Here is a 24,435-nt window from a genome sequence, read left to right as displayed (position 1 = left end):
TGATGTTCAATGAATTCGGACTGATCAGCCATGCCGCCGCCACCCTGGCATTCATGCTGCTGGGTGGACTGATCCTGACTCGCTACCTGCGCCGGACCTCGGACCGGATGCTGCTGTTCTCGGCGTTGCTGTCCACCCTGTGGGCAGGGTCGCTGGTCAGCCAGCAACTCTGGGGTGAACCGTCCTTCATCGTGCGCTATCTGCTGGAACTGCTGCGCGACTCGGGCTGGGTCATGGTCCTGCTGGCCCTGCTGCGCTCCGCTGACCGGCAAATCCTGGCCGCGGGGCGCACCCGCCGCCTGCTGGGCTTCTCCACCTTTGCCATCATCTTCGTGCTGTTCACCCTCGCAGCCCTGGAATCCCTGTTATCGTTTCCCCTGGTGAGCGGCAAGCTGAAGCTCGTCGGCCAGATCGCCCTTTCGCTCCTGGGTATCTGCCTGGTGGAGCAGATCTGGCGTAATTCCCTTCAGTCCAGCCGCTCCAGTATCCGGTATCTGTGTATTGGCATACTGACCCTGTTTGCCTATGACTTCTTCATGTACACGGATGCCTTGCTGTTCGGCCAAATCTCCAGCGGCTTCTGGGACGCCCGGGGCATGGTGAACGCGTTGATCGTTCCATTGCTGGGCATCACCATGATAAACACCCGCAAGCAGCCGGTGGAATTCCAGCTTTCCCGCAACGCCATGTTCCACGTCAGTGCCCTGGTATTTGCCGGTATCTACCTTCTGTTTGCCGCTGCCGGGGGTTACTACGTCCGGGTTCTCGGCGGCGACTGGGGCGACGCCCTGCAAATGCTGTTTATCACCGGCGCCCTGGCATTTCTGGGCCTGCTGCTTACCTCACGCAGGTTCCGCGCCCGCCTGATGGTGTTTATCAGCCAGAACTTCTTCGACTACAAGTATGACTACCGGGAAGAGTGGCTCAAGATGACCAGGGAGCTGGCCAACCTGAGCGACCAACCACCGCTTCCGGAGCGAATCATCCGGATTCTGGCAGGGTTGCTGGAAAGCAGCTCCGGTGCGCTCTGGGTAAGGGACGAAGATGGTAATTTCATGCTCCAGAACACCGTTAATATGGAGCAGCCCCGCTTCACCAGTATCGACGGCACCTGCGAACTGGCCCGCTTCTTCAGCGAGCGGGAATGGATCATAGACCTGGACGAATACCGCAGTGACCCCGTGCGCTACAACCTGCTGGAAATACCGGACCCGATTCTGAAGTTCAGTCATGGCTGGCTCCTGATACCCATGTATCTGGGCAATGAACTCTACGGCATTACGCTGGTGGGACGGGCCAATGCCCGGGTGGAACTGAACTGGGAAAACTTCGACCTGGTACGTGTCGTGGCCCGGCAGACCTGTAACCTGTTGGCGCAGGCGGACGCCCAGAACCGACTCTCACGGGCCATGCAATTCGAGGCGGTCAGCAAGGCGTCCGCCTTCATGGTGCATGACCTGAAAACCCTCATTGCCCAGCTCTCGCTGCTGGTACGCAATTCCGCCCATCACCGGGACAACCCGGCGTTTATCGATGACATGATCAGCACCACCGACCATGCGGTGCAGAAGATGTCCAACCTGGTGGACCACATTCGCAAGCCGGCTCCCGTTCAGGGGGAGCAGAGTCCGCTGAACCTGCACCAGATGATCGGGGAACTGGCTACTCATTATTGCCGTAACCAGCCTCGGCCAAGGGTTCTCGGTCCTTCAGATCCGGTGATGGTGAGGGCTGACCGGGACCAGTTGTGGAGCGTGCTGGGCCACCTCATCCAGAACGCGCAGGACGCCACACCACCAGACGGAGAAGTGACACTCACCCTGAAGGCATCCTCTGACCATGTCGTCCTGTTTATCCAGGATACTGGTACCGGCATGAGCGAGGAGTTTATTCGCATGCAGTTGTTCAAGCCGTTCGAGAGCACCAAGGGCCTTACGGGTATGGGTATCGGTGCCTATCAGGCCCGGGAGTACGTCCGACAGCTTGGGGGCAATATTGACGTCACCAGTGAGCCCGGCATGGGGTCCTGCTTTTCAGTGTTGCTGCCAACCGTACGCCTGGCTAGCCGGACTGAACCGGCCGATCCTGAACCCGACACGGTAGAAGAGCCAGCCCCGGAAGCGTTACCAGAGCGGGCCAGAGGATTGCATTCCCCGTGAATTCAGTCGACACTTACGACAGACCCCGGTTGAATAAAAACGAGTTACGCCAACAACGAAAGGACTTGTCTTGTTGTGACCAAGCGACTGCTGATAGTTGAAGACGATCCGGGCCTGCAGAGTCAGATGCGCTGGTGTTTCAGCACTGACCTGGAGGTGGAAGTTGCAGCCGATCGGGCCAGCGCCCTGGCCAGCCTGCGCAGGAACGAACCCCAGGTGGTGACCCTTGACCTGGGCCTGCCACCGGACCCCGGTGGTGCTTCCGAGGGTTTTGCCCTGCTCGATGACATCCTCCGCCTCTCCCCCATGGTCAAGGTCATTGTGGTGACCGGGCGCGAAGACAAGGAAAACGCCGTCAGGGCCATTGGCATGGGCGCGTCGGATTTCTACCAGAAGCCGCTGGACCCGGACATCCTGACATTCGTGGTCAACCGGGCATTCCGGCTGGCTGAACTCGAAACGGAAAACCGTGAGTTGGCCAGTCGACACAACGGTACCAACATCAAGGGTATTGTTGCTGCCAGTCCGCAGATGCTCTCCGTCTGCCGCACGCTCGAAAAAGTCGCCCCCACAGATGTTACGACCCTCATCACGGGTGAGACGGGCACCGGCAAGGAACTGCTGGCCCGTGCACTTCACGACCTCAGCCACCGGGCTGACAAGTCCTTTGCCGCCATCAATTGCGCTGCCATTCCGGAGAACCTGCTGGAAAGCGAACTGTTCGGTTACGAAAAAGGCGCATTCACCGGGGCCACCCAGAGCAAGAAAGGCAAGATCGAGAGTGCCAACGGTGGCACACTGTTCCTGGATGAAATCGGGGATATGCCCATGTCGCTGCAGGCCAAGCTGTTGCGCTTCCTGCAGGAGCGCTCAGTAGACCGGGTCGGCAGCGTAAAGCCCGTGGCAGTGGATGTACGGGTGGTTTGCGCCACCCACCGGGATGTTCGTCAACTCATCGATAGCGGCGAATTCCGGGAAGACCTTTACTACCGCATCAGTGAGATCACCCTGGACGTACCTGCGCTCCGGGACCGCCAGGGCGACCCCCTGGTGATTGCTCGCTCCCTGTTGCAAAACCTGTCGCGCCAGCTTGACCGGCCGAATCTCTCCTTCAGCGATGATGCCGTGCGGGCCATCAACAGCTATGGCTGGCCGGGCAACGTTCGCGAGATGATCAACAAGGTCAAGCGGGCCACCATCATGGCAGAGGGCAAGCGGGTTACCGCCACTGACCTGGAACTCAGCGACGACAGCGAGCAGGCGGATAATCAGCTCAACCTGCGCCAGGTTCGGGAAACCGCCGAGCGCAATGCCATTTTGCAGGCGCTTAAAACCACCGGATTCAACATGGCCCAGGCCTCACGACTGCTGGGGATTACCCGACCCACACTCTATAACCTGACGAACAAATACCGTATCGACACCTCTGCCGAAGCCGCCCAGGCCTGAGGGCCCGGGCGGGCCCCTGCCGGCACGTCGTCAGATGACAAACCGATCCATGAAACGGTGTACCGGAGTGTCTTCGAGGGTCTGATGATGGTCGCAGATACCCAGGATCTGGTCACAGGTCGGCTGCGGAAACCGCGTTGCCAGGTTTGTGCGGAACTTCTCCACCAGTAGCGGCAACCCCTCCTCCCGACGGCGGCGGTGACCTATGGGGTATTCCACGGCTACCCGCTCGGTGCTGCTGCCATCCTTGAAGAACACCTGTATGGCATTGGCAATGGACCGCTTGTCCGGCTCCAGGTATTCGCGGGTGTAACGCTCGTCTTCAATCACTTCCATCTTGTCGCGGATCTCATCGATGATGGGATGGGCTTCGTGGAACGTGTCTTCATAGTGCTCAGCGTTCAGTTCCCCGAAGATCAGTGGCACCGCGGCCATATACTGCAGGCAATGATCCCGGTCTGCGGCGTTGGCCAGCTTGCCCTGCTTGGAGATGATGCGGATAGCGGACTCGTGGGTCACCAGCTCAATCCGGTCAATCTCACCCAGGCGGTCACGGACCTGGGGATGAAGCTTCACCGCCGCCTCCGCTGCCGTCTGGGCATGGAACTCAGCCGGGAAAGAGATCTTGAACAGGATATTTTCCATCACATAGCTGCCGAACGGTTGCGGTAGCGAGAACTGGCGTTGTCCTTCCGGCTTGATCGCCTGGTCACGGTTGGTCTTGCTGAAGAGAACGTCGTAGAAACCCCACTGTGGCGCCGTGAGCACACCGGGGATACCCATTTCCCCTCTCAGGGCGATATCCGCCAGCCGTACAGCGCGGGAGGTGGCGTCCCCGGCTGCCCAGGACTTCCGCGAGCCGGCATTGGGGGCATGGCGATAGGTGCGCAATGACTGCCCATCCACCCAGGCATGGGACAGCGCCGACAGCAACTGGTCCCGGCTTGCCCCCATCAGCCACGCCGTCACTGCCGTGGACGCCACCTTGACCAGCACCACATGGTCCAACCCGACCCGGTTGAAGGAGTTCTCCAGCGCCAGCACGCCCTGAATTTCGTGGGCCTTGATCATGGCCTCCAGCACGGTTTTCATGGTCAAAGGTGCTTCACCGTTGGCCACTCGCCGGCGGGAAAGGTGATCCGCCACGGCCAGGATCCCGCCCAGGTTATCCGAAGGGTGCCCCCATTCCGCCGCCAGCCAGGTGTCGTTGTAGTCCAGCCAGCGCACGATACACCCGATATCCCAGGCCGCCTTTACCGGGTCCAGCTCGAACGACGTACCAGGGACCCTGGCACCATGGGGCACCAACGTACCCTGAACCAGCGGCCCGAGGTGTTTGGTGCATTCCGGGAAACGCAGTGCCAGCAGTCCACACCCCAGGGTATCCATCAGGCAATAGCGGGCTGTGGTCCAGGCTTCCTCACTATCGATTGGGGTGTCCAGCACATAGTCTGCAATAGACTTGATCACCTCGTCATAGTCCGGGCGGACATTCTGGTCGGCGTTGGCGTTGGCGTTCATAGGACCTCCTCAATGTCGGATAACAGCCATGATCATGGAACATGGCCCGATGCCGATCAGTCTAGACTATGGGAGGGCCACCTGATCAACCGACGGAGGGATATGGAGGACATAGCAGACCCTGTACGCCAGGGCCATGAATGGGGTCAGTTGCTGGCCAGGCGATAACGTTCGTGGAGAATGCCGACCCGCTCCACATAGGCCCGGGTCTCCGCATAGGGTGGAATACCATTGTGCCGCCGGACGGCACCCGGACCAGCGTTATAGGCAGCGGTCGCCAGTCGGACATCACCATTGTGGAGCTCGATCATGCGGGCAAGGTAGTTAACCCCACCGCGAATGTTCTGGCCAGCGTCCAGGGCGTTGGTGACGCCGACTTCCCGTGCCGTTCCGGGCATCAGCTGCATCAAGCCCTGCGCCCCCTTGGAGGAAACCGCCTGTGGGTTGAACGCACTCTCGGCGTGGATCACAGCGCGAACCAGCGCCGGGTCGATATTGAACTCCTGCGCAGTGGTTTTGATTTCGTCGTCATAACGACCCGTAAACAGCGGGGTGCGTTGCCAGTTCACCTTCGAGTCTGGCCTGCATGCGTAGCATTCGAAACGAATGACATCAAAGGCTGCCCGGGAAGGCCTCGCCTCGCTGAACGTCACTACCCCGTTCTCGTCCTTGTACTTATAGACCGTTTCCCGGCCAGTGCTGGCAAGGGCCTTGCGGCCTGCGGGGGCATTGGTGTACTCCACCCGACCATCAGGGTGGACAACCCGGCGCACTGTGTCTGCAGTAGCAGGCATGACAGACACCATGGCAGGCAAAAGGCAAAGCAGGGTTGTAACCAGTAAATGGACAGGACGACCCATTCACACCTCATGACATTCGCAGAACAACGGCCCGGTACGCCGGGAATCGGGCAACATGGCCAGGGCATTACGCGAATGATAGCAAAATCATCCCACCCAAACCGGAACCCGGCAACATTTCGAACCCGCAGACTATATTCCCACGACCAGCCATTCACTGTGATTATATGGGTAACAGTATCCGCTGACGCCCCGTTGCCCTTCGGGCTTGACCCAAGCGACACTGTCATCAACGCTCACATGAACAGGCTGTGTCCCTGTGGAGTGGCCTATGACCACCTTTGAGAAACGCATTCAGGAGATTATCAATGACCAGGCCCATGGCTCATCCACCCTGGCATCGAAGATTGTGCAGGCGCTCAGCGGCTATGGTGGTGAGCAGCCGGACCGGCAGCAGCTGAAATGGGCCTTGAAGTCATTACGGCAGGTGGATAAGTCCATGGTAGTAGTCCACCACCTGCTGGATGAGCTGGAGGCCCGGGGCTATAAAGCCGTGCCCGAGACGCTCGAGCATTACGATCAGCAGTGGCGCGATATCGACCAGAAGCTTGCGAGCCATCTCCTCCGGCAGCGCAACTGGGACAGCAGCCGGATTCTCACCCACAGCCATAGTGGCGTTTTGCTGTCGGTGATCTGTCGACTCCACGAATTTTCACCGTCGATCGAGGTGTGGCAGACGATATCAGCGCCGGGTGGCGAAGGTCGGCTCCAGTACCAGGCATTACAGAGGGAGGGTATACAGAGTCATCTGGTGACAGATGAGCAGGCGCTGGCCAGGGCACCTGACATGGACGCCGCGCTATTCGGAGTGGATCAGTACAACGACCAGGCGCTGGTTAACAAAAGTGGTACCGGTGTACTGGCTGATGCCATGCTGACTGCCGGAAAGCCAGTGTTCGTGCTTGGTGACTCCCGCAAAAGGGTGGACCGGCTAAGCTGGACCAGCGATCTGTTCGAATCTGTTCCCTTTCGCGAAGGAATCTACCTGGTCACCGAAACCGGCCTTCTGCCAGCCTTCATTACGTCCAGCTAACCTGCCCTGTCCTTGAAAATCGGAAAACGGCATTAATGTTCGTATGTAGCCCCACAAAAATCGCTGGGATCATCCATACTCAGGATGGAAAGGTTCAGTGATTGCCACCCCCTATGATCTGGAGGACACCATGGAAAAGATCTGGATTCTGGTCGCCGACAGTGCCAATGCCCGGATTCTGGCCACCACCGCACGCACCGCCATGCCAACCGAAGTGAAGCGCCTGGAGCACCCGGAGGGCCGGCTAAAGGAAAGCGAACTGGTGACGGACCAGCCGGGTCGCTCCCGGGAGAGTCGCGGCCAGGGCCACGCCATGCAGGAAGCGAGCGCCACCGAGCATGAGGAAATGCTGTTTGCCGGCGAAATTGTCCAGACCCTTGACAGGGCCAGACAGGAAGGCAAGTTTGAAAGCCTGATTCTGGTGGCGCCGCCCCGCTTCCTGGGCATGATCCGCCAGAAGCTCAACGGCCCCCTGGAGAAGGCCGTGATCCAGAGCGTGGACAAGAACCTGGTAGCGGAGGACGAAAGCACCATCCACCAGAACATCTACAGCTAGGCAAGTGCCCCCTCTGGCGGGTTTGCTGCCGCAAACCCGCCAGAGGGGGCCCGAGCTCAGAGTTTCACCACATGACCGTCGGCCGGGTCAACGTCGCCGTTCACCAATGAGCGGATCAGGGACTGGGCCGACGTGAGTCCATTGTGCTCCTGCACGTGAATCCAGGGTGAGTCCGGCTGTTGCACCCGCTCGATAAAGGCCAGCTGGGCCTGGTTGAACCGACGGGTTACCTCCGCAGGACCCCAATCAGCGTTGCGCTTGCGAATCTGGTCTGGTGCAAAGTAACGCTTCGGTGCTGGCCCCGGCAGGGTCCACTCTGTCTCACTGATATGCTCGTGGTTATGGGCAGAGCCGGCATAGCAGTTATGCACCAGGCGGTCGGCCATGTGCCGGTAAATCGTCTCACGCACTGCATCGTTACCGGAAAAGTCCACGTAAAGCGTCGGCACGCCCGGATCCAGGGCTTTGATGTCGTTGTAATTGACGACTCGATCGTAGCAGCCAAGCCCCTCGACGAAACCGGTATTGGCTGAGGAGGTCAGGCCGATAACCTCCAGGTCGTTACGGTCTTGCAGACAGAAAACCGTGCCATAGGCGGTCTTGCTGGACGCGCTCGAAACCAGAATCCGCTTCGCCCCGAAGAAGGCGTTATCTTCCAGGAAGTCCGCCAGCATGAACGAGGTAATGAACAGCGGGCGCAGCAACATCTGGTAATTTTCGCTCTCCGGGCGGTAGGCGGCATCGGTGCTGATACGTTGGTACTGATTGTAGGCGGATACCAGTTCGAGCCGGTGACTGGCACCGTCATAAAAGCCCCGCTCGCTGATCCGAACCGGTTCCACGATCAGGTGAGTCGCCAACGGCCAGAAGCCATAGAAGCGCTCGCCGGGCTCAATGCCCTCCACCGTGGTTTCTTCTACCTCCGCAAATCCCCAGGCCGGCATCTGGCCCCAGCCCTGGTCGGCCACCGGAAAAAAGTCCCAGTAACGAAGGTGGGGCGTGTGACCGAAGGCAGCGTAGGTAATATTGTTGGCGGTGAGGGCCACACGGTGGATGCGCATGCGTGCCTGACCGTCAGCCAGGGGGCCCGAATCGGTGGTTTCCAGCCGGGACTCGGCAAGCTTGTCCTGATTCGTCAGCAGTCGGGTGATCTCGGTCATCATTCAGTTCCTCTGTTTCCTCATGGAGCACGTCTCGGCAGGGTGCCAGGTTCCGGACGGAAACTCCGGAATATGGGATACTGCCCGTAACACCATTCTAACGAGCACCAGATACACCGTGGTTCGGAAACCGGATGAGCAGACCCAGCTCCACTGAAAACCCGCGCACCAGGCCCCTCAAGCGGCCCCGACAGGCCCGTGCCCGGTTCACTGTACAGGCCATCTACGATGCCTATGTTCGGATTTGGCAACAGGAGGGCTGGGAGCAGTTGACTACCCGCAAGGTTGCCCTGGAAACCGGCATTGCCATCGGCACCCTTTACGACTATTTCCCCAATAAGGAAGCACTGCATTCCGGCTACGTTCGCCACTGCATCGAACAGATGATCCGGCGGATCGATGAACAGATCGTTGCTCCTGCAGACCTGGACTGGCAACAGCGCATCCAGCTGTTGGTTCAGCACCTGGCCGGACTGGCGGGTGACAAAAGTACCTGGTTCTCACCAGAAATGATGCAGCTCGAACCCAAAGTGGCAGACACCCGGCTTCAGCAGCGGGCCTACAACGAACTGCTTGCCGTCTGGCACCGGGTGGTCGACGCGTGCCCTGACCTCTCCCCCCGGCCCTCGGACGCTACCCTTGAAGCCCTGCACCTGTCTGTCTGGGGGGGCCGCCGCTATGCCCTGCAGGTCGAGCTGGACGACGAATCCCGCCAGGCCTGGGCGGCAGAGATGGAGCGGCTTTGTACAATGGCACTCCTGCACGATCCAGGCTGACGACAATATATTCCTTAAAGCGATATAACTATTATTTTTTAGACTTTTAGGTTTTTAACACCATTTGTTACATTCCCCGGACTTCATCACCTGATCCGGGAGGAACACCATGAAAAACTGGCTGAAGGGTCTTGTTATTGGCGCCAGCCTTGCCAGCACACAGGGAGCGGTTGCCGCCGAACAGCAACTACTCAATACCTCCTACGACATCGCCCGGGAGCTGTTCGCCGCCTACAACGAGCAGTTCCAGGAATACTGGCAGGAAAAAACCGGCAACACCGTCACCATTGACCAGTCCCACGCCGGCTCCTCCAAGCAGGCGCAGGCCATTATCCAGGGTCTGAAGGCGGACGTGGCCACCTTTAACCAGGTGACCGACATCAACATCCTCCATGAGCGGGGCAACCTGGTTCCTGAGAACTGGGCTGACCGCTTGCCCAACAACAGCTCCCCCTACTACTCCACCATGGCCTTCCTGGTTCGCAAGGATAACCCGAAGAACATCCAGAATTGGGATGACCTGGTGAAGGATGGCGTCGAACTGGTGATGCCGAATCCGAAAACGTCAGGCAACGCCCGCTACACCTACCTGGCGGCTCTCGGCTATGCCCAGGAAACCTTCGGCGATGACCAGGAACGGATCGATCAGTTCGTGGCCGACTTGCTGGGCCAGGTGAAGGTCTTCGACAGCGGCGGCCGGGGTGCCACCACTACCTTTATCGAACGTGGTATCGGGGATGCCCTGCTCACTTTCGAGTCGGAAGTGCTGAACATTGCTGACCGTTATCCCGGCGAATACCAGGTTGTTACCCCGAAGGTGAGTTTCCTGGCCGAGTTTCCGGTCACCTGGATCGATGAATACATCGAACAGAACGATACCGAGGAGCTCGCCAAGGCCTACCTGGAGCACCTGTACAGCGAAGAAGCGCAACGGTTGCTGGCCGGCTTCAATTACCGGGTCCACCACGACGCGGTGAAAGCCGAGTTCTCCGATCGCTTCCCGGACGTCAAATTGCTGCCCATCGATCAAATCGCCGGCAGTTGGGAAGACGCCATGCAGACCCACTTCGCCAGCGGCGGCAAACTCGACCAACTGCAGCGTCGCCGCTAGGAACAACTGGTGGCCCACGCTTCACCATTAAAACCCCGCTCGAAGCGGGTACTCCCGGGCTTTGGATTGAGCCTGGGGGTTTCCTTGCTGTTTATCAGCCTGGTTCTGCTGCTGCCCCTGACCGGCCTGGTAGCCGAGACCGCCGGCATGACCTGGAGCCAGTTCTGGTTCGTCGTCAGCGATCCGCGGGTAGTGGAATCCTATAAGGTCACCCTGTGGACGGCCTTCCTCGCTTCGCTGTTCAACGGCGCCTTCGGCTTGTTGCTGGCTTGGGTACTGGTCCGCTATGAGTTCCCGGGTAAACGCCTGATCGACGCTATGGTCGACCTCCCGTTCGCCCTGCCGACTGCCGTGGCCGGTATTACCCTGGCCACCCTGTTCTCCACTTCAGGCTGGTATGGCCAGTGGCTGGAAACCATTGGCATCAGCGTTGCCTATACCCCCGTGGGGATCATCATTGCCATGGCCTTCACTAGCATCCCCTTCGTGGTCCGCACCGTGCAGCCGGTACTGGAAGAGCTGCCGCCGGAAGACGAGGAGGCGGCCATTACGCTGGGAGCCAGCGACGGGCGGGTGTTCCGCAAGGTGATCTTTCCGTCGCTGTGGCCGGCCTTGTTGACCGGTATCGCCTTGTCTTTCACCCGCAGTCTTGGTGAGTTCGGGGCGGTCATCTTTATTGCGGGCAACACCCCCTATGAAACCGAGGTCACCAGCCTGATGCTGTTCGTGCGCCTGCAGGAATTCGACCATGCCGCCGCCAGCGCGATCGCATCGGTAGTCTTGCTGGTGTCACTGGTGTTGCTGTTTGCCATCAACCTTTGGCAGGGGCGCTACCTGCGCCGCCTGCATGGGAAGTAAGGCCATGAAATACCAGTCCCATCACCGGGTCGGCGACCAGCCCTGGCTCAGACGCACGCTGATCCTTGCTGCCGTGGCTCTGTCCGCGCTGCTGCTGGCCATTCCGCTGGTGCTGATTTTCACCCAGGCTTTCAGCGCCGGCTGGGGTGCATTAGTGAGTAATATTGGCGACCGGTATACCCTGCATGCGATCGGGCTGACGCTGTTCGTCGCCCTGCTGACGGTGCCGCTCAACCTGGTGTTCGGTACCGCACTGGCATGGCTGGTGACCCGCTTCCGGTTCCCAGGCCGGAAACTGCTGGTCACCCTGATTGACGTACCCTTTGCTGTTTCGCCGGTGGTTGCCGGCCTGCTCTACCTGCTGCTTTATGGGCGCAATGGGTGGCTCGGTAGCTGGCTGGCCGACTATGACGTGCAGCTGATGTTTTCCTGGCCCGGCATTGTCATGGTCACCATTTTCGTGACATGCCCCTTTGTCGCCCGGGAACTGATACCGCTGATGCAGCAACAGGGTACCGAGGAAGAAGAAGCCGCCGTAACGTTGGGAGCATCGGGCTGGCGCCTGTTCCGCCGGGTAACCCTGCCCAACATCAAATGGGCGCTGATCTACGGTGTGGTTCTGACCAACGCCAGGGCCGTTGGTGAGTTTGGCGCTGTTTCAGTAGTGAGCGGCAATATTCGAGGCCAAACCAACACCTTACCGCTTCATGTTGAACTGCTTTATCAGGACTACAACATTGCGGGCGCGTTCGCTGCCGCCTCCCTGCTCGCTGCTATCGCCATTCTGACCCTGGCGATCAAGGGCGTGGCCGAATGGCGCCAGGCCCGGCTGCTGGCCCGTGAACCCGCAGACAGGAACCCCCAATGAGTATCAAGATCGAGCACCTGAACAAGACCTTTGGCAGTTTCCAGGCCCTGCGGGATATTTCCCTGGACATCCCGGATGGCAAGCTGACCGCTCTGCTGGGCCCATCCGGTTCCGGCAAAACCACCTTGCTGCGTATTATTGCGGGGCTGGAAAACGCCTCTGACGGCCGCATCCTCTTTGGTGACCGGGACATCAGCCGCCTGCCGGTGAAGCAACGCAACGTCGGCTTTGTATTCCAGCACTACGCCCTGTTCCGCCACATGACGGTAGCCCAGAACGTCGCCTTCGGCCTGGAGTCTCTGCCAAGGAATCAGCGTCCTCCGAAAACGGAAATTCGCAAAACCGTTAACCGGCTGCTGGAGATGATCCAGCTGCCGGAACTGGCCAACCGCTACCCGGCCCAGCTCTCCGGGGGCCAGAAACAACGGGTAGCCCTGGCCCGCGCCCTGGCCACCCGCCCGGATATACTGTTACTGGATGAGCCGTTTGGCGCACTCGATGCCCGGGTGCGAAAGGACTTGCGCCGCTGGTTACGGGGACTCCATGACGAATTCCACTTTACCAGCGTGTTCGTCACCCACGACCAGGAAGAGGCCCTGGAGTTATCGGACCAGGTAGTGGTCATGAGCCAGGGCCAGGTAGAACAGGTGGACAGCCCTACCCGGCTCTACGCCAACCCCACCAGTCGCTTTGTTTTCGACTTCCTGGGTCACGTCAACATCATCTCGGGCACGGTGAGCGATGGCTGGCTGCAGCAAGGAAATGCCCGCGTGTCACTACCGGGCGTGTCGACCTCTGGTGACGCCCAACTCTATCTTCGCCCCCATGAGGTGCACCTGTCCGTCGAACCGGACAGTCGCGCCTGCCTGCCCTTTACCATCGAAGCGATCAACCTGATTGGTGCAGAAGTGCGGGTCGAACTGAGACCGGACGGCTGGGACTGCGACGATATCTGGGAGGTAGGCGTCTCCCACAGTGAGTTTAGCCGCTGGCAACCGCAGCGGGGAGACCGCTGCTTCGTCTCACCGGAAATCGGTCACCTGTTCCGTAACGGCGACAACCGGCCCCAGCCGGTCACCTGGCCATGACGTGATCACCGAGCGGGAAACTCCACCGCTCAGGTGGTCGCCGCCCGCTCCCGGCCAAACCAGGCAGAGCCCGAATAGATTGCCAGTGCCACCCAGATCATCACGAAGCTGAACAGCTTGCCCGGGCTCAGGGGTTCATCAAACACGAACAGTGCCAGCAGGAACTGGATGGACGGTGTGATGTACATCAGCAGGCCTACCGTCGCCAGCCGCAGACGGCGCGTGGCTCCGGCAAAGAACAGCAGGGGAATGGCCGTTACCGCTCCGCTGGAAAGTAATAATAACGCGGTACCAGGGCTGTCGGTGAAATGAGACGCCCCGCTCTGCGCCAGGAACGCCAACGCCAGCAGCCCCAGCGGAAGCAACAACAGGGTTTCCACGAACAGCCCGGACAGGCCATCCAGTACCACCTTTTTGCGGAACAACCCGTAACTGCCGAAGCTGAAAGCCAGTACCAGGGTAATCCAGGGCACAAAGCCAAGCAGGAACAGCTGGAACAGGATGGCCATGGTTGCGATCACCACCGCCACTGCCTGCATTCGCGTAATAGTCTCCCGCAGCACGATCAGCCCCATGGCCACGTTCACCAGGGGCGTGAGGAAATAACCCAGGCTGGCCTGAAGCACATGGCGGGTTTCCACCGCGTAGATGTATACGCCCCAGTTGATAGCGATAAAGATCGCACAAGCCAGCACATAGCCCAGTTCTTTCGGGCGCACCAGGGCAGCCTTGACCGGCGGCCAGCGTCGCAACAGTGAAATCACGAACACCAGGAATACACAGGACCAGATTACCCGGTGGATCAGCACTTCAAAGGCGGGTATGCCCTCAAAAAGGGCGAAGTAGAGGGGAAAGCTCCCCCACAGGCAATAGGCCGACAATCCAAAGGTTATCCCCTTGCCAGTCTCGCGCACGTCTTGTTCCATAGGTTCCTCATCAGCAGAACGAGAAATGTAGCACAGGATTAACCCCGGAGTGCGGATGGCAACTGACGACGAACTGGCGCACAGCCGCAACCTGGTTCACTATAGAAACACAGTCACGGATCAGGAAGTCACGCTATGCCTATGATTGGGTGGGTATTCCTCCTGCTGGCTATCGCCCTGGTAGTGGGCAGCCTGCTGATGCTCAAGGATTCTGCCAACATGCCCATCTCGAAAGAGAAAATGGCACGTATCAAGAAGCGCAAGGAAGAAGTGGAGGCACAGGAGAAAAAAGAAAAGGAAAAGGATAACTGGTGATCATGAGCGACTGTCGGCCTCGCTACGACGCACGGCGTCTACTACCCCTGGTGCAATCAGCCCCTGCGCCACGGCATGTTTAGCCAGTACCTGGTTGTCATCGCTGAGCACAAGCTCGCAGCCCGCCTCACGGGCTTCCTCTGCCAGTCTGGCGATAGCCTCGGAACGCTGGGGGTCAGCACTGACATCCCGGATATAGATCGCCAGGATGCGGTCAGGATGTGCCCGCAGAATCCGGGTATAGATTTCCGGGTCGTGTTGGCCTGAGTCGCCAACCAGGACAAATTTCAGGTCCTGGTAAAGGCCCATCACGTGGCGAATGGCGTCCAGCTTATGGTCCCGGGCGCGCCGGGGAAGCAGGCTTCCCCGCTTCATACCCCACTCCCTCAGAATCAGGATGGGGCCATTGGGGATGCGGTGCATTCTGAACATCTCCACCAGCACCTGATAGATACTCCATGGCCCACGGGACACGTAGACCAGGGGGTTTCCCGCATTGCCGCCGGGGCCGTCATGGAAGCCCTGGTACAGGGCCGGCACGCCAGGAAAGATCACCCGGCTGTCTGCTCCCTGGGCAAACAGCCGCCACATCATCTTGAGGGTATTGGCCACACCGGTGTAGACCACGGTGTCGTCGATATCACTGATCACACCGTAACTGGCTCCACGGGTTGGGGTAAAAAACTCGCCAGTTGTGGTGGCCCGCTCATCCGTCGGGTAATCGAGGGAAAGCTCCACGGCATGCCAGGTCACATCGGAAGGCATCTCGCCCAGGTTCATATCGACCCGGAAAAAGCCATGACGGTCGGTCTCTACCACGGCTGTCGTGCCCTTGTACCGGACACGTACCCGGGCCCCGGCGATGGGTTTACGCAGCAGGCGCCTGAGCAGGTCCAGCAGGTCGCGACGTAGCCACTCTTCCCGCAACGTCGCACCAAACCCCGGCTGCCGGAACACCCGGCCCATCAGGAAGACCCGATCACTCGAGCCGTAGCCACGATAGGCCTGGATGAACAGCCCGCCCCGGCCATTGTCGCCCTTGACCGGTGCCGCCAGCACATGGAGCCCCCTGCGCAGGGACACCAGGAAATGGCGGAAACGTTGTCGAACGGGCATTCAGCTCTCCATGCCAGGCGCACCTGGCCGGGTATCGCGACCGGCCAGGAAGGTTTTTCGGGCATTATAGCCACCCGGGTAATGAATCACAGGGACACCGTTCAGATCGCGGTGTAGCCACCATCCACCGGAAGAGCAACACCGGTGCTGAAACCCGCGCCCTCGGAACACAGGTAGAGCACCGCCTGGGCGATCTCATCCGCCTGGCCCAGCCGGCCGACCGGGTGCATATTCATCGCGCCCTCCCGCTTTCGGGGATCCGCCTCGGCGGCCCGACGGAACATATCGGTATCAATCACCGCCGGGCACACCGCATTCACCCGGATACCCTTGCGGGCATACTCCACCGCTGCAGACTTTGTCAGCCCGATGACGGCATGTTTACTGGCGCTGTACACCGCCATTTTCGGGGCGGCGCCAAGGCCTGCGACCGAGGCTGTATTGACGATCACACCGCCGCCAGGCTGATTCAGCATGGCCTCGATCTCGTGCTTCATGCATAGCCAGACACCCTTGACGTTCACGTCCATCAGTCGGTCGAAGGTCTCCTCGCTGCCATCCGCCAGCTTGGAGTCTTCCACATCGATCCCGGCGTTGTTGAAGGCGCAGTCCAGGCGGCCATGGGTGTCGATAATGCGCTGGATCAGCCCCCGCACTTCCCCCGCCCTGCTCACGTCACAGGGTATGAACATGGCGTCACCACCCTGTTCTGCGATATCCGCTGCGACCGCCTGACCCTCTGGCTCTGCCACATCACTGACCACGACCCTCGCTCCCTCTGCCGCAAAAGCCCGGGCTGTCGCCTCACCAATACCGGCCGCGCCGCCTGTAACCAGAACTACCTTGTCGGAAAACCTTGTTGTCATTGTCTTGAACTCCGGAAACATAGGTAAGGGTTCGATACTACGAGGCAAACGACATGATGGGAACTGAATCGGGCTTATCGGACGCAATAAGCCCGATTGATCAAAAAGACGATGGCTGAACCGGGGGCAACTTCCGCGAGCGGCTTCAGGCCGCCCGCGAGCCCGGCTTATTTCAATGCCGGCGTCGGACGCACAAGAATTTCGTTCACATCCACGTGGGCCGGTTGTGCCAGTGCGTAGGTGACTGCGCGGGCAACATCAACGGGTTCCAGAGCGTTGTCCGGGCGTTCATCGAAGAATGGCGTATCCACCATTCCCGGCTCGATCAGGGTCACACGGACGCCACTCCCACGGATTTCCTCGCGCACACCGTAACCAATTGCCGAGACGGCCCACTTCGTGGCGCTGTACATAGAGCCAGGGATGGTAACGCGGCCCGCCGCAGAGCCGGTGATCAGGATATGACCACGGGATTCTTTCAGTGCCGGCATGCACACCTGCAGGGTAATGCCTACACCGAGAACATTGGTCAGGATCATATCCTTCCATACATCCGGGTCCGCGCCGCTGAAGCCTCCGGGCTCCCCGCCCCGGCCGGCATTGGCAAACACCGCATCGATTCGTCCGAAGGCCGCCAGGGCCTTGTTGACCATGGCCTTCTGGTCGCTGACAGACTGCACGTCGCAGGCCGTGATGGCCACCCGGTCTTCCCCGCCCAGCTCCTGCTGCAGGGTCCTGAGCTTGTCTTCCGAGCGGGCTGCCAACATCAGCCGGTAACCATCTGCCGAGGCGGCCCGGGCTGTTTCGGCGCCGATACCGGAGGACGCACCGGTAATCAACAGTACAGGGTTGTTGGAATCTGCCATGACATATCTCCTTTGACGTCTGGGTACAGGTATCAAGCTTTGATGCTGAACGGGCATACGTCCAGTAAGCCCCGGCCCGATCACCCTGCTCACCCCCTTTTATTCCACTATGCTGTCCCCAGAGACCAGTGCAAGGACCATTGAGAGCCTGACCCGATTTTCCAACGGACCACCTGACCAGCCGGGGTAAGATCGATGCGGCGAACCATCACCAGCCTGTCTTCTCTGATTCTCAGTATCATCCTGCTCATTGTCGGTAATGCGTATCTGATGACCCTGCTTGGCCTCAGGCTGAGTATGGAAGACTTTGACCCCGGCATCATTGGCTGGATACTGGCGTTCTATTCCATTGGCTTTGTCGCCGGCACCCTGTACGCGGGGCGCATCATCGAGAAAGTTGGCCATATCCGCGCGTTCGCGGTGTTTGCCGCGGTGCTGGCAGCGTCCACCCTGATCTATCCAATGGCGATCGACACCTGGCTGTGGGGATTTCTGCGGGCTATTGGCGGCTTTGTGATGGCCGGCCTGATGATCGTTATGGAGAGCTGGTTCAGCAGCAAGGCGGATAACCGGAACCGGGCCAGCCTGTTCGCGATCTACCAGGTCATCTTCTTTCTCTCGACCGCCGGCGGTCAGGTGCTGATCCGGGTAGCCGACCCGGCCAGCTTTATTCCTTTCTCATTGGCGACGATCCTGGTGGTACTTGCGCTCACGCCTCTCTCGATGACCAGGCGTACATCGCCTACGATTACCCGCGAAGACCGGCTGTCCCTCACCCGGCTCTACCGGAAGTCGCCGTCGGGCACACTTGGGGCGCTGGTCGCCGGGCTGCTGATCAGCGCGTTCTATGCGATGGGTCCTGTGTATGCTGACCGTGTTGGCCTGGACCTCAACCAGCTTTCAAACTTCATGGCGGCCGCCATTGTCTCAGCGATGATACTGGCCTGGCCCATCGGACGGCTGTGCGACCAGTTTGACCGTTACCGTGTCATGCTGGTGGCGGCAGCCGTGGCGGGCGCGTGCAGCCTGGCTGCCGCCCTGGTTGGTAACGCCAGTATGATTGCGCTGGTGTTTTTCGTGGGACTCTACATGGGTATCAGCGCGGCCATTTATCCCATCGCCGTAGCCATCACCAACGACCTGATGGAGAGCCACCAGATCACGGCCGCGAGCACGGCGCTGTTGCTGAGCTATGGGCTGGGCAGCATTATTGGTCCGCTGCTCAGTGCCCTGTTCATGGATGTGCTTGGGCCCCAGGGGCTGTTCGTGAGCAACACCCTGGTTCTGGCCGCGCTGATCCTGTTCATGCTGGTCGGACCTCAGCATCGTCACCCCACAGTGGAGCAGCAGGAGCACTACTACCCAACCATGCCTGAAGCTGCGCTGGGCGTGGCCGAACTGGATCCGCGCAACACGGAGTTTGAGGAGAGCACGGAAACGATGGAAGAAGAAGGTCTAAAAACTGGCCCCGTGGCGTCCCGGAGTGACCAGTAGTCAAGCCCATCGCGCATGGCCGCTGCGATGTTCAGGCTAGCTACCCGCTACCAGCGTAACCGCCAGCACCACTGGGGTTGACACAGCGGCGACAACGTTCCAGCCCATGGTTTTCTGGAAGGCCGCAGGCTGTTCCCCACGACGGCGCGCCCCCATCCAGGCCAAGGCGCCGGCGCCGAGTGGCAGCAGGACCAGTAGAGATAGGGCGGGCAGCCCCATCGCTGCCACACCGGCCAGCACCAAGAGAGCCGCAAAACCCAGCTGAATTCCATAAACCTGTGTGCTGAACCGGCGACCGTAAACGATTGGCAAATGGCGGCGCCCAACCTGGTTATCGGCTTTGATGTCCGGGTACTGATTCAGCAATAACAGGTTATTCACGAGGAAAAACGGTATCAATGAAGCGAAGGCCGCCAACAGACTGTATTCGCCGGTGAGCACAAAGTGAGTACCCATAACCATCAGCGGTCCAAAGGCCAGTCCAGGAGCGACCAGGCAAAGCCAGGGTCGGCGGTTCAGCCAGCCGGTGTAAAGAACAATGGTTGCCAGGCCCAACACCCCCACCGGCAGAAGGGCACTTCCGTACCGCGCCATAAAATAGCTACCAACAAGCACCGTCACCGCAAGGGAAAGTATCGCAACCCAACGCACCGCCGTAGCGGCCCCTGGGTCAGTGACCAGCGCCCCGCTGCCCCCGCTGAACGGCGTTCGGACGGTAAGGGCATCAAGGCCACTGGCAAAGTCCTGGTACTCATTCAGCGTATTCACCCCGATATGCGCCGCCAGCGCGCCGGTCAGGGCCAGGCACACATCCAGCCAGGCCACCGCGCCGCTGGTTGCAAGGGCTGTTGCTACCCCCACCAGCACGCAGGCGGGGGTCAGCACCAGGAAGGGTAACCTCATGGATCTGACGACAGTGTAAAGGGTCACTGAATACCTCGTGGCCGGAATACCAGGGAGTTAGACATGAAGATCGGCGGGGAATAGTAGAGGGTGGTTATACGAGGGATATTGTTATAGATCAAGTGACAAGGCTCGCCCTTTCCACCCAGGGCAATTTGTGGCAAAGAGCATTCAGCAGAAAAGGGAAGAAACTGCACGCCGTCCGGATCCTTTCAGGGAGGTTACAAAAGCTTATTTGTGGGTGTGCAGCTTTCTGTTTCATGACCTCATAGAATGGCCATCACCCATCGCTCCGGCGCGGAGCAACACGGATCAGACCAGGAATCAGCGATACCACAATGGATGTCATCGAACTTGTCGGCCGCCCGGGCACCGGGAAAACGACCCTGGCGCGCAAGATTTACCGGCAGTCAGACCACGTTATCAGTCGGGGTACCTTCTTCAAGCGCGAGCTGAGCCGGGGCCGCCTGTTCCGGTGGGTTCCCGACGTTTTCCTGGAAAGCCCCTACCTGGAAGATTACATCACGAGCAAGACCGGTGAACTGTTCGGAGCCGGTCTTGATCAAGACCCGGCTCTGCTGGAGGCCATTGCGCTGATCCTGCAGGAAGTAACCCGCTATGACCGGCTGCAATCGCGCCTGAACCTGCTCTTCCGGGACTACGTCATTCATACCCTCGCCCAGCGCAGTGACAGTGATGACATACTGTTGCTGGACGAAGGCCTGACCCACCGTGTCGGCACTTTCACCCTCAATGGCCTGTCCCAGAACACGGCCAGGAAAGTCGCCGCGCTGCTACCAACCAGCGACCTCTATGCCTACATCGAAGTGCCAGACCAGACAACCCGGAATCGCCTCATAAACCGGGGCAAGAGTGACTCACTGTACATCGCCCGGGAGGTATACCAGAGCCTGAAATCCGGCCTGGCCGAGCGCGACGCCCGCTTTGTGGACCTGTCAGCGCTGGAAGATGCGGATGCGAACCTGGAGCTACTCCTTGATGCCTCCCGGGCAACATAGGCCGGGGAGAGCCCTGCAATTCAGTGGATCTCACTGCGAAAAATGAAGTAGACAGCACCGAGGATGCACAGCCCTGCCCAAAGGTAGTCCAGTTTCAGTGACTCCTTCATGTAAAGAACCGCAAATGGCACGAAAATGCTCAGGGTGATGACCTCCTGCAGGATTTTCAGTTGCCCCAGGCTCATCACCGAGTACCCGATGCGATTGGCCGGAACCTGGAAAAGGTACTCAAGCAAGGCAACGCCCCAGCTTGCCAGTGCGGCAATAATCCAGGGCTTGTTATTCAGTTCCTTGAGGTGGGCATACCAGGCAAAGGTCATGAAAACGTTACTGCACGTCAGCAGTACGATAGTGGTTAGCACAGGATTCACGAATAGCACCAGCGGCGGTCTCCGGGTCAGGGAAAGAGCGCTATTCTACCCCGGTTTTTGCAGCATCTTCGCAGCAATCAAATGATCAGGGGCAGGCGAATTGATCCGCGGGAAGGCTCACAGCACCGTCTGCTTTGCTATCATTTCCCTCCTCCCCCTGTCCCGATGCGACCATGAAACTCTCAAGAATACTCAGCAACGAGAACGGCGTAAGCCGCAAGCAGGCCAACCAGAGCATTGCGACAGGAATGGTCATGGTGGATGGTCAGCGCTGTAGCAACGCCTCGGCAGAGGTCTCGCGCTTTCAGCAGGTAACCTCTCACGGGAAGATCATCCAGCAAGGCGCCCCGGCCCGCTATCTGATGCTGAACAAGCCGGCAGGGTATTTGAGTGCCACCCGGGATGCAGTCCACCGCACCGTGATGGATCTGTTGCCGACGGAATGGTGCGACGACCTGCATATTGCTGGACGTCTTGACCGTGCAACTACCGGACTGTTGATCCTCACCAATGATGGTAACTGGTCACGGAACCTGACCGATCCCCTTACCAGGGTTCCCAAGGTTTACCGGGTTACCACGGCGTATCCCCTAAGCCCGGATACTGAAAGCCGGTTTGCTGCGGGGATCTGGTTCGCCTGGGAGGGACTGACTACCTCGCCGGCGGTACTCGAGCAACTGGCCCACTGCGAAGCACGGCTAACCATCTTCGAAGGCCGTTACCATCAGGTGAAACGGATGTTCCATGCAGTCGGCAACCGGGTAACCGGTTTACACCGGGAACGAGTGGGTGACATCGTCTTGCCTGACGACCTTCCTCCAGGCACTTACAGGCACCTCTCAGATTCTGAGCTCCAGTCAGTGCCTCACAGCCGTGACAGTGACTCGGCGATGCCGTAATCCCCTGATAGCAGGTCAAAGCTCTGATGGATACTGTTGTCGGCATCAAGCGTGGCGAGCAGTACGGCCGCCACATCCTCCCGGGGGATCGACCCGGTACGGTCAAGGCGGGCTGCCAGTTCGACCTTGCCAGTTCCCGGGTCGTTGGTCAGTGGGCCCGGGCGGACCAGGGTAAAGTCCAGGCCGCTTGCCCGGAGGTGCTCGTCAGCCTTGTGCTTGGCCCGTAGATAGTGGTGTAGCTTCTCCGGGGCGTTTTCGGGCCGGTCCGCCCTCATGCTGCTGACCATCAGAAAGCGTTTCACGCCGGCAGCCCGGGCCGAGTCGATCAGCCGAATGGCGCCATCCTGGTCCACATCGATGGTTTTCTCAGGGCCCGTATGGGGGCCGGAGCCAGCAGTGAAAACCACGGCATCACAATCCTTGAGGGCATGGGTGCAGTCCTGCTCAAGGTCTCCGACAACCGTCTCTGCCGCACCGAGCTTTTCAAGGGCAGCGGCCTGTTCCGGCTTTCGGACCATGGCCCTGGCGGTGTGAGGGCTGGCTGCCATCAACCTGACCAGGTGTTGGCCAATCTTGCCATTGGCACCGGCAATGAGAACACGCATGGATCACCTCCTGATTCGGGGATTGATTACCCTTACCTGAGTCCACCACTTCGCCATTTCAAGTCATCCTGTCCGGCGCGATGGGCAAGCGTATACCGCGCTGTTTTCTGTTAATGCACTAGACTATGAGTACGCCAGACAGGGCGTGCCCAGCCACCAGGCGGGCCCACAAGGATTTATGTTCAAGGAGTCAGGCACGATGAGCATAATGAAAGAGTTCAAGGAGTTTGCGGTAAAGGGCAATGTCGTCGACATGGCCGTGGGAATCATCATCGGGGTAGCTTTTGGCAAGATCGTATCGTCGTTCGTGGCGGACGTGTTGATGCCGCCCATCGGACTGTTGATCGGTGGCGTGGATTTCACCAACCTGGCAATCACCCTCAAGGCGGCCGGGGAAGGTGTCGAAGCGGTCACCCTGCGTTATGGGGTTTTCCTGCAAACGGTGTTCGACTTCATCATCGTCGCATTCGCAGTATTCATGGCGGTCAAGGCCCTGAACAGCATGCGCAGGAAAGAGGCCGAAACACCGGCCGCGCCCCCTGCCCCGTCTGCCCAGGAGCAGCTACTGATGGAGATCCGGGACCTGCTCAAGACGAAATGACTTCATCCCGGACCTCAAACGTCACTGTCAGTCGCGCCTGACCTCGAGCCTTGCAATGTTGATCTTGTGCATTGTGATCATCGAATCGAAGGCCCAATTGGCAGTGGCCGGGGCCGGGGCCGGGTAAGTATTCACCGGCATCAGGATAGGCGGGGTAACCTGCCATGATATGCCCCGCTTGCTTTCAAATCAGAACCGGCATCCACCCTCTCATGCGGCACATTTTCGTTATATCACCCCGCCCTTAATAACTTTTAAGAACGCCTATTAATTTGCTACCACACTAGTTTGTCAACTTGCGCATATACCGTTTATTTGAGCTTCCAATAACGGCCTTTTTGTGAACTTCGCGTGATAGTAAGCAAAAACCCCGACTCCTACACTGCTTCGGAACCTGTTGGAAAGACTAATCAACGTCTTTGCACAGGAAGATGTCCGCAGGTTTCATAGCTGTAAATTGAATCCTTAATTTGAAGAAAGCAAACCGTAATCTTTGAGAAAACATATAACAAGAGGTTTTTTATGAAACTGTCAAATAAAGCGAAGTTCGCCAGTGTCTTCGCAGCTCTCGCGTCAGGGCTGTTCATGTCAGGTTCCGCCCTGGCTATCGGTGGTGGCGGCGGCGCGGATTGCAGCGTAAGCCGCGACACTGGTCTCGGTTCAGTGTTTTACTAATGGGTACAAAAGTAAGCGAACATCATTTATAATGTAGCGGTCGTTTGCCAAGCTTATCGGATATCTACACACATGCGCCACGATGACGGTCGTAAACTTGATCACAAAACATTAGAAGCCATTCGCGTTCGCGCCGTTCAACGAGTCATGGATGGCGAGAGCCCGGAAGTCGTCATCAAAGCGCTTGGCATGAGCCGGGCACGAATTTACGAATGGCTGGCTGCCTACCGAGAGGGTGGCTTTGACGCACTTAAGGCCAAGCAAATTTCTGGTCGCCCCAAAAAGCTGAGCGGCGCTCAGATCCGGGAGCTGTATACCTGGATAACAACCTTTACGCCGG

General features: G+C 59.2%; 26 protein-coding genes. 16 read left to right on the top strand and 10 right to left on the bottom strand.

Annotated elements, in window-relative coordinates:
- Positions 1-2 precede the first annotated feature (2 nt).
- Positions 3-2,159, top strand: coding sequence for an XrtA/PEP-CTERM system histidine kinase PrsK (prsK, locus tag BM036_RS07915; RefSeq protein ID WP_091850255.1), 2,157 nt, complete (start codon positions 3-5; stop codon positions 2,157-2,159).
- A gap of 75 nt (positions 2,160-2,234) precedes the next feature.
- The gene (gene prsR, locus BM036_RS07910; protein WP_091850253.1) at positions 2,235-3,608 is read left to right on the top strand and encodes a PEP-CTERM-box response regulator transcription factor; all 1,374 of its coding nucleotides are present in this window, start codon (positions 2,235-2,237) and stop codon (positions 3,606-3,608) included.
- A 30-nt stretch (positions 3,609-3,638) separates the two neighbouring features.
- On the opposite strand, the gene BM036_RS07905 is transcribed toward prsR, so the two are convergent.
- Positions 3,639-5,129 carry a bifunctional 2-methylcitrate dehydratase/aconitate hydratase gene (locus tag BM036_RS07905; RefSeq protein WP_091850251.1) on the bottom strand — a complete coding sequence of 497 codons (1,491 nt, stop codon included), beginning with the start codon at positions 5,127-5,129 and terminating at the stop codon, positions 3,639-3,641.
- Positions 5,130-5,275: 146 nt separating this feature from the next.
- Positions 5,276-5,923 (bottom strand): transglycosylase SLT domain-containing protein, encoded by a 648-nt coding sequence (locus BM036_RS07900; RefSeq protein WP_245742531.1) that lies wholly within the window; start codon positions 5,921-5,923, stop codon positions 5,276-5,278.
- 337 nt (positions 5,924-6,260) lie between these two features.
- Here BM036_RS07900 and BM036_RS07895 point away from each other — a divergent pair, with 337 nt between their 5' ends.
- Complete coding sequence (locus BM036_RS07895; RefSeq protein WP_091850247.1) at positions 6,261-7,022, top strand: eIF2B alpha/beta/delta subunit family protein; 762 nt, start codon at positions 6,261-6,263, stop codon at positions 7,020-7,022.
- 130 nt (positions 7,023-7,152) lie between these two features.
- Positions 7,153-7,578 carry a host attachment protein gene (locus tag BM036_RS07890; protein WP_091850572.1) on the top strand — a complete coding sequence of 142 codons (426 nt, stop codon included), beginning with the start codon at positions 7,153-7,155 and terminating at the stop codon, positions 7,576-7,578.
- Positions 7,579-7,634: 56 nt separating this feature from the next.
- Here BM036_RS07890 and BM036_RS07885 read toward each other — a convergent pair whose 3' ends face one another.
- Complete coding sequence (locus tag BM036_RS07885; RefSeq protein ID WP_091850245.1) at positions 7,635-8,738, bottom strand: DUF2855 family protein; 1,104 nt, start codon at positions 8,736-8,738, stop codon at positions 7,635-7,637.
- A 134-nt stretch (positions 8,739-8,872) separates the two neighbouring features.
- Between BM036_RS07885 and BM036_RS07880 the strand changes: the two genes are divergently transcribed.
- The 5 genes from BM036_RS07880 to BM036_RS07860 all read left to right on the top strand — a co-directional run bounded on the left by BM036_RS07880 (position 8,873) and on the right by BM036_RS07860 (position 13,439).
- On the top strand, positions 8,873-9,514 hold the full coding sequence (locus tag BM036_RS07880) for a TetR/AcrR family transcriptional regulator (protein WP_091850243.1): 642 nt from the start codon (positions 8,873-8,875) through the stop codon (positions 9,512-9,514).
- A gap of 109 nt (positions 9,515-9,623) precedes the next feature.
- On the top strand, positions 9,624-10,625 hold the full coding sequence (gene cysP / locus BM036_RS07875) for a thiosulfate ABC transporter substrate-binding protein CysP (RefSeq protein ID WP_091850241.1): 1,002 nt from the start codon (positions 9,624-9,626) through the stop codon (positions 10,623-10,625).
- A gap of 9 nt (positions 10,626-10,634) precedes the next feature.
- The gene (gene cysT, locus BM036_RS07870) at positions 10,635-11,483 is read left to right on the top strand and encodes a sulfate/thiosulfate ABC transporter permease CysT (RefSeq protein ID WP_091850239.1); all 849 of its coding nucleotides are present in this window, start codon (positions 10,635-10,637) and stop codon (positions 11,481-11,483) included.
- A gap of 4 nt (positions 11,484-11,487) precedes the next feature.
- On the top strand, positions 11,488-12,351 hold the full coding sequence (cysW, locus tag BM036_RS07865; RefSeq protein ID WP_091850237.1) for a sulfate ABC transporter permease subunit CysW: 864 nt from the start codon (positions 11,488-11,490) through the stop codon (positions 12,349-12,351).
- Complete coding sequence (locus BM036_RS07860; RefSeq protein ID WP_091850235.1) at positions 12,348-13,439, top strand: sulfate/molybdate ABC transporter ATP-binding protein; 1,092 nt, start codon at positions 12,348-12,350, stop codon at positions 13,437-13,439. The genes cysW and BM036_RS07860 overlap by 4 nt, the downstream gene beginning before the upstream one ends.
- A gap of 29 nt (positions 13,440-13,468) precedes the next feature.
- Here BM036_RS07860 and rarD read toward each other — a convergent pair whose 3' ends face one another.
- Complete coding sequence (rarD, locus tag BM036_RS07855) at positions 13,469-14,365, bottom strand: EamA family transporter RarD (RefSeq protein WP_091850233.1); 897 nt, start codon at positions 14,363-14,365, stop codon at positions 13,469-13,471.
- A gap of 135 nt (positions 14,366-14,500) precedes the next feature.
- On the opposite strand from rarD, the gene BM036_RS07850 reads away from it, so the two are divergent.
- Positions 14,501-14,680: a DUF2897 family protein gene (locus tag BM036_RS07850; RefSeq protein WP_091850231.1), complete on the top strand. Its 180-nt coding sequence runs from the start codon at positions 14,501-14,503 to the stop codon at positions 14,678-14,680.
- On the opposite strand, the gene BM036_RS07845 is transcribed toward BM036_RS07850, so the two are convergent.
- The 3 genes from BM036_RS07845 to BM036_RS07835 form a co-directional block, all read right to left on the bottom strand.
- On the bottom strand, positions 14,681-15,796 hold the full coding sequence (locus BM036_RS07845; RefSeq protein WP_091850230.1) for an App1 family protein phosphatidate phosphatase: 1,116 nt from the start codon (positions 15,794-15,796) through the stop codon (positions 14,681-14,683).
- A 101-nt stretch (positions 15,797-15,897) separates the two neighbouring features.
- Entirely contained in the window at positions 15,898-16,662 is a 765-nt protein-coding gene (locus tag BM036_RS07840) for an SDR family oxidoreductase (protein WP_091850228.1), read from the bottom strand.
- Positions 16,663-16,829: 167 nt separating this feature from the next.
- A complete protein-coding gene (locus tag BM036_RS07835) occupies positions 16,830-17,528 on the bottom strand; it encodes an SDR family oxidoreductase (protein WP_091850226.1) in 699 nt (232 codons plus the stop codon).
- 195 nt (positions 17,529-17,723) lie between these two features.
- On the opposite strand from BM036_RS07835, the gene BM036_RS07830 reads away from it, so the two are divergent.
- A complete protein-coding gene (locus BM036_RS07830; RefSeq protein ID WP_091850224.1) occupies positions 17,724-19,022 on the top strand; it encodes an MFS transporter in 1,299 nt (432 codons plus the stop codon).
- Positions 19,023-19,058: 36 nt separating this feature from the next.
- Here the strand turns inward: BM036_RS07830 and BM036_RS07825 are convergent, their stop codons facing one another.
- Positions 19,059-19,952 (bottom strand): prenyltransferase, encoded by an 894-nt coding sequence (locus BM036_RS07825; RefSeq protein WP_218144795.1) that lies wholly within the window; start codon positions 19,950-19,952, stop codon positions 19,059-19,061.
- Positions 19,953-20,263: 311 nt separating this feature from the next.
- Here BM036_RS07825 and BM036_RS07820 point away from each other — a divergent pair, with 311 nt between their 5' ends.
- Positions 20,264-20,944 (top strand): ATP-binding protein, encoded by a 681-nt coding sequence (locus BM036_RS07820; RefSeq protein ID WP_091850219.1) that lies wholly within the window; start codon positions 20,264-20,266, stop codon positions 20,942-20,944.
- A 20-nt stretch (positions 20,945-20,964) separates the two neighbouring features.
- Here BM036_RS07820 and BM036_RS07815 read toward each other — a convergent pair whose 3' ends face one another.
- A complete protein-coding gene (locus BM036_RS07815; RefSeq protein ID WP_091850570.1) occupies positions 20,965-21,315 on the bottom strand; it encodes a DMT family protein in 351 nt (116 codons plus the stop codon).
- Positions 21,316-21,488: 173 nt separating this feature from the next.
- Here BM036_RS07815 and BM036_RS07810 point away from each other — a divergent pair, with 173 nt between their 5' ends.
- Positions 21,489-22,214, top strand: coding sequence for a pseudouridine synthase (locus BM036_RS07810; RefSeq protein WP_091850218.1), 726 nt, complete (start codon positions 21,489-21,491; stop codon positions 22,212-22,214).
- Here BM036_RS07810 and BM036_RS07805 read toward each other — a convergent pair.
- Positions 22,181-22,819, bottom strand: coding sequence for an SDR family oxidoreductase (locus BM036_RS07805; RefSeq protein WP_091850216.1), 639 nt, complete (start codon positions 22,817-22,819; stop codon positions 22,181-22,183). The genes BM036_RS07810 and BM036_RS07805 overlap by 34 nt on opposite strands.
- A 199-nt stretch (positions 22,820-23,018) precedes the next feature.
- On the opposite strand from BM036_RS07805, the gene mscL reads away from it, so the two are divergent.
- The 3 genes from mscL to BM036_RS07795 all read left to right on the top strand — a co-directional run.
- Positions 23,019-23,420 (top strand): large-conductance mechanosensitive channel protein MscL, encoded by a 402-nt coding sequence (gene mscL / locus BM036_RS07800; RefSeq protein WP_091850213.1) that lies wholly within the window; start codon positions 23,019-23,021, stop codon positions 23,418-23,420.
- Between the two features lie 522 nt (positions 23,421-23,942).
- On the top strand, positions 23,943-24,095 hold the full coding sequence (locus BM036_RS20085; protein ID WP_177186027.1) for a hypothetical protein: 153 nt from the start codon (positions 23,943-23,945) through the stop codon (positions 24,093-24,095).
- Between the two features lie 72 nt (positions 24,096-24,167).
- A partial coding sequence (locus BM036_RS07795) for a helix-turn-helix domain-containing protein (protein WP_143066583.1) occupies positions 24,168-24,435 on the top strand: 268 nt, incomplete at its 3' end.

Source organism: Marinobacter segnicrescens, from assembly GCF_900111555.1.
Lineage (GTDB): Bacteria > Pseudomonadota > Gammaproteobacteria > Pseudomonadales > Oleiphilaceae > Marinobacter > Marinobacter segnicrescens.
This window is presented reverse-complemented; position numbering and strand designations above follow the sequence as displayed.

Bases quoted from the DNA above. Each gene is read 5' to 3' on its own strand.
- prsK (WP_091850255.1), top strand. From the start codon at position 3: ATGTTCAATGAATTCGGACTGATCAGCCATGCCGCCGCCACCCTGGCA.
- BM036_RS07905 (WP_091850251.1), bottom strand. From the start codon at position 5,129: ATGAACGCCAACGCCAACGCCGACCAGAATGTCCGCCCGGACTATGAC.
- BM036_RS07900 (WP_245742531.1), bottom strand. From the start codon at position 5,923: ATGCCTGCTACTGCAGACACAGTGCGCCGGGTTGTCCACCCTGATGGT.
- BM036_RS07895 (WP_091850247.1), top strand. From the start codon at position 6,261: ATGACCACCTTTGAGAAACGCATTCAGGAGATTATCAATGACCAGGCC.
- BM036_RS07890 (WP_091850572.1), top strand. From the start codon at position 7,153: ATGGAAAAGATCTGGATTCTGGTCGCCGACAGTGCCAATGCCCGGATT.
- BM036_RS07885 (WP_091850245.1), bottom strand. From the start codon at position 8,738: ATGACCGAGATCACCCGACTGCTGACGAATCAGGACAAGCTTGCCGAG.
- BM036_RS07880 (WP_091850243.1), top strand. From the start codon at position 8,873: ATGAGCAGACCCAGCTCCACTGAAAACCCGCGCACCAGGCCCCTCAAG.
- cysP (WP_091850241.1), top strand. From the start codon at position 9,624: ATGAAAAACTGGCTGAAGGGTCTTGTTATTGGCGCCAGCCTTGCCAGC.
- cysW (WP_091850237.1), top strand. From the start codon at position 11,488: ATGAAATACCAGTCCCATCACCGGGTCGGCGACCAGCCCTGGCTCAGA.
- BM036_RS07860 (WP_091850235.1), top strand. From the start codon at position 12,348: ATGAGTATCAAGATCGAGCACCTGAACAAGACCTTTGGCAGTTTCCAG.
- rarD (WP_091850233.1), bottom strand. From the start codon at position 14,365: ATGGAACAAGACGTGCGCGAGACTGGCAAGGGGATAACCTTTGGATTG.
- BM036_RS07850 (WP_091850231.1), top strand. From the start codon at position 14,501: ATGCCTATGATTGGGTGGGTATTCCTCCTGCTGGCTATCGCCCTGGTA.
- BM036_RS07845 (WP_091850230.1), bottom strand. From the start codon at position 15,796: ATGCCCGTTCGACAACGTTTCCGCCATTTCCTGGTGTCCCTGCGCAGG.
- BM036_RS07840 (WP_091850228.1), bottom strand. From the start codon at position 16,662: ATGACAACAAGGTTTTCCGACAAGGTAGTTCTGGTTACAGGCGGCGCG.
- BM036_RS07835 (WP_091850226.1), bottom strand. From the start codon at position 17,528: ATGGCAGATTCCAACAACCCTGTACTGTTGATTACCGGTGCGTCCTCC.
- BM036_RS07830 (WP_091850224.1), top strand. From the start codon at position 17,724: ATGCGGCGAACCATCACCAGCCTGTCTTCTCTGATTCTCAGTATCATC.
- BM036_RS07820 (WP_091850219.1), top strand. From the start codon at position 20,264: ATGGATGTCATCGAACTTGTCGGCCGCCCGGGCACCGGGAAAACGACC.
- BM036_RS07810 (WP_091850218.1), top strand. From the start codon at position 21,489: ATGAAACTCTCAAGAATACTCAGCAACGAGAACGGCGTAAGCCGCAAG.
- BM036_RS07805 (WP_091850216.1), bottom strand. From the start codon at position 22,819: ATGCGTGTTCTCATTGCCGGTGCCAATGGCAAGATTGGCCAACACCTG.
- mscL (WP_091850213.1), top strand. From the start codon at position 23,019: ATGAGCATAATGAAAGAGTTCAAGGAGTTTGCGGTAAAGGGCAATGTC.
- BM036_RS20085 (WP_177186027.1), top strand. From the start codon at position 23,943: ATGAAACTGTCAAATAAAGCGAAGTTCGCCAGTGTCTTCGCAGCTCTC.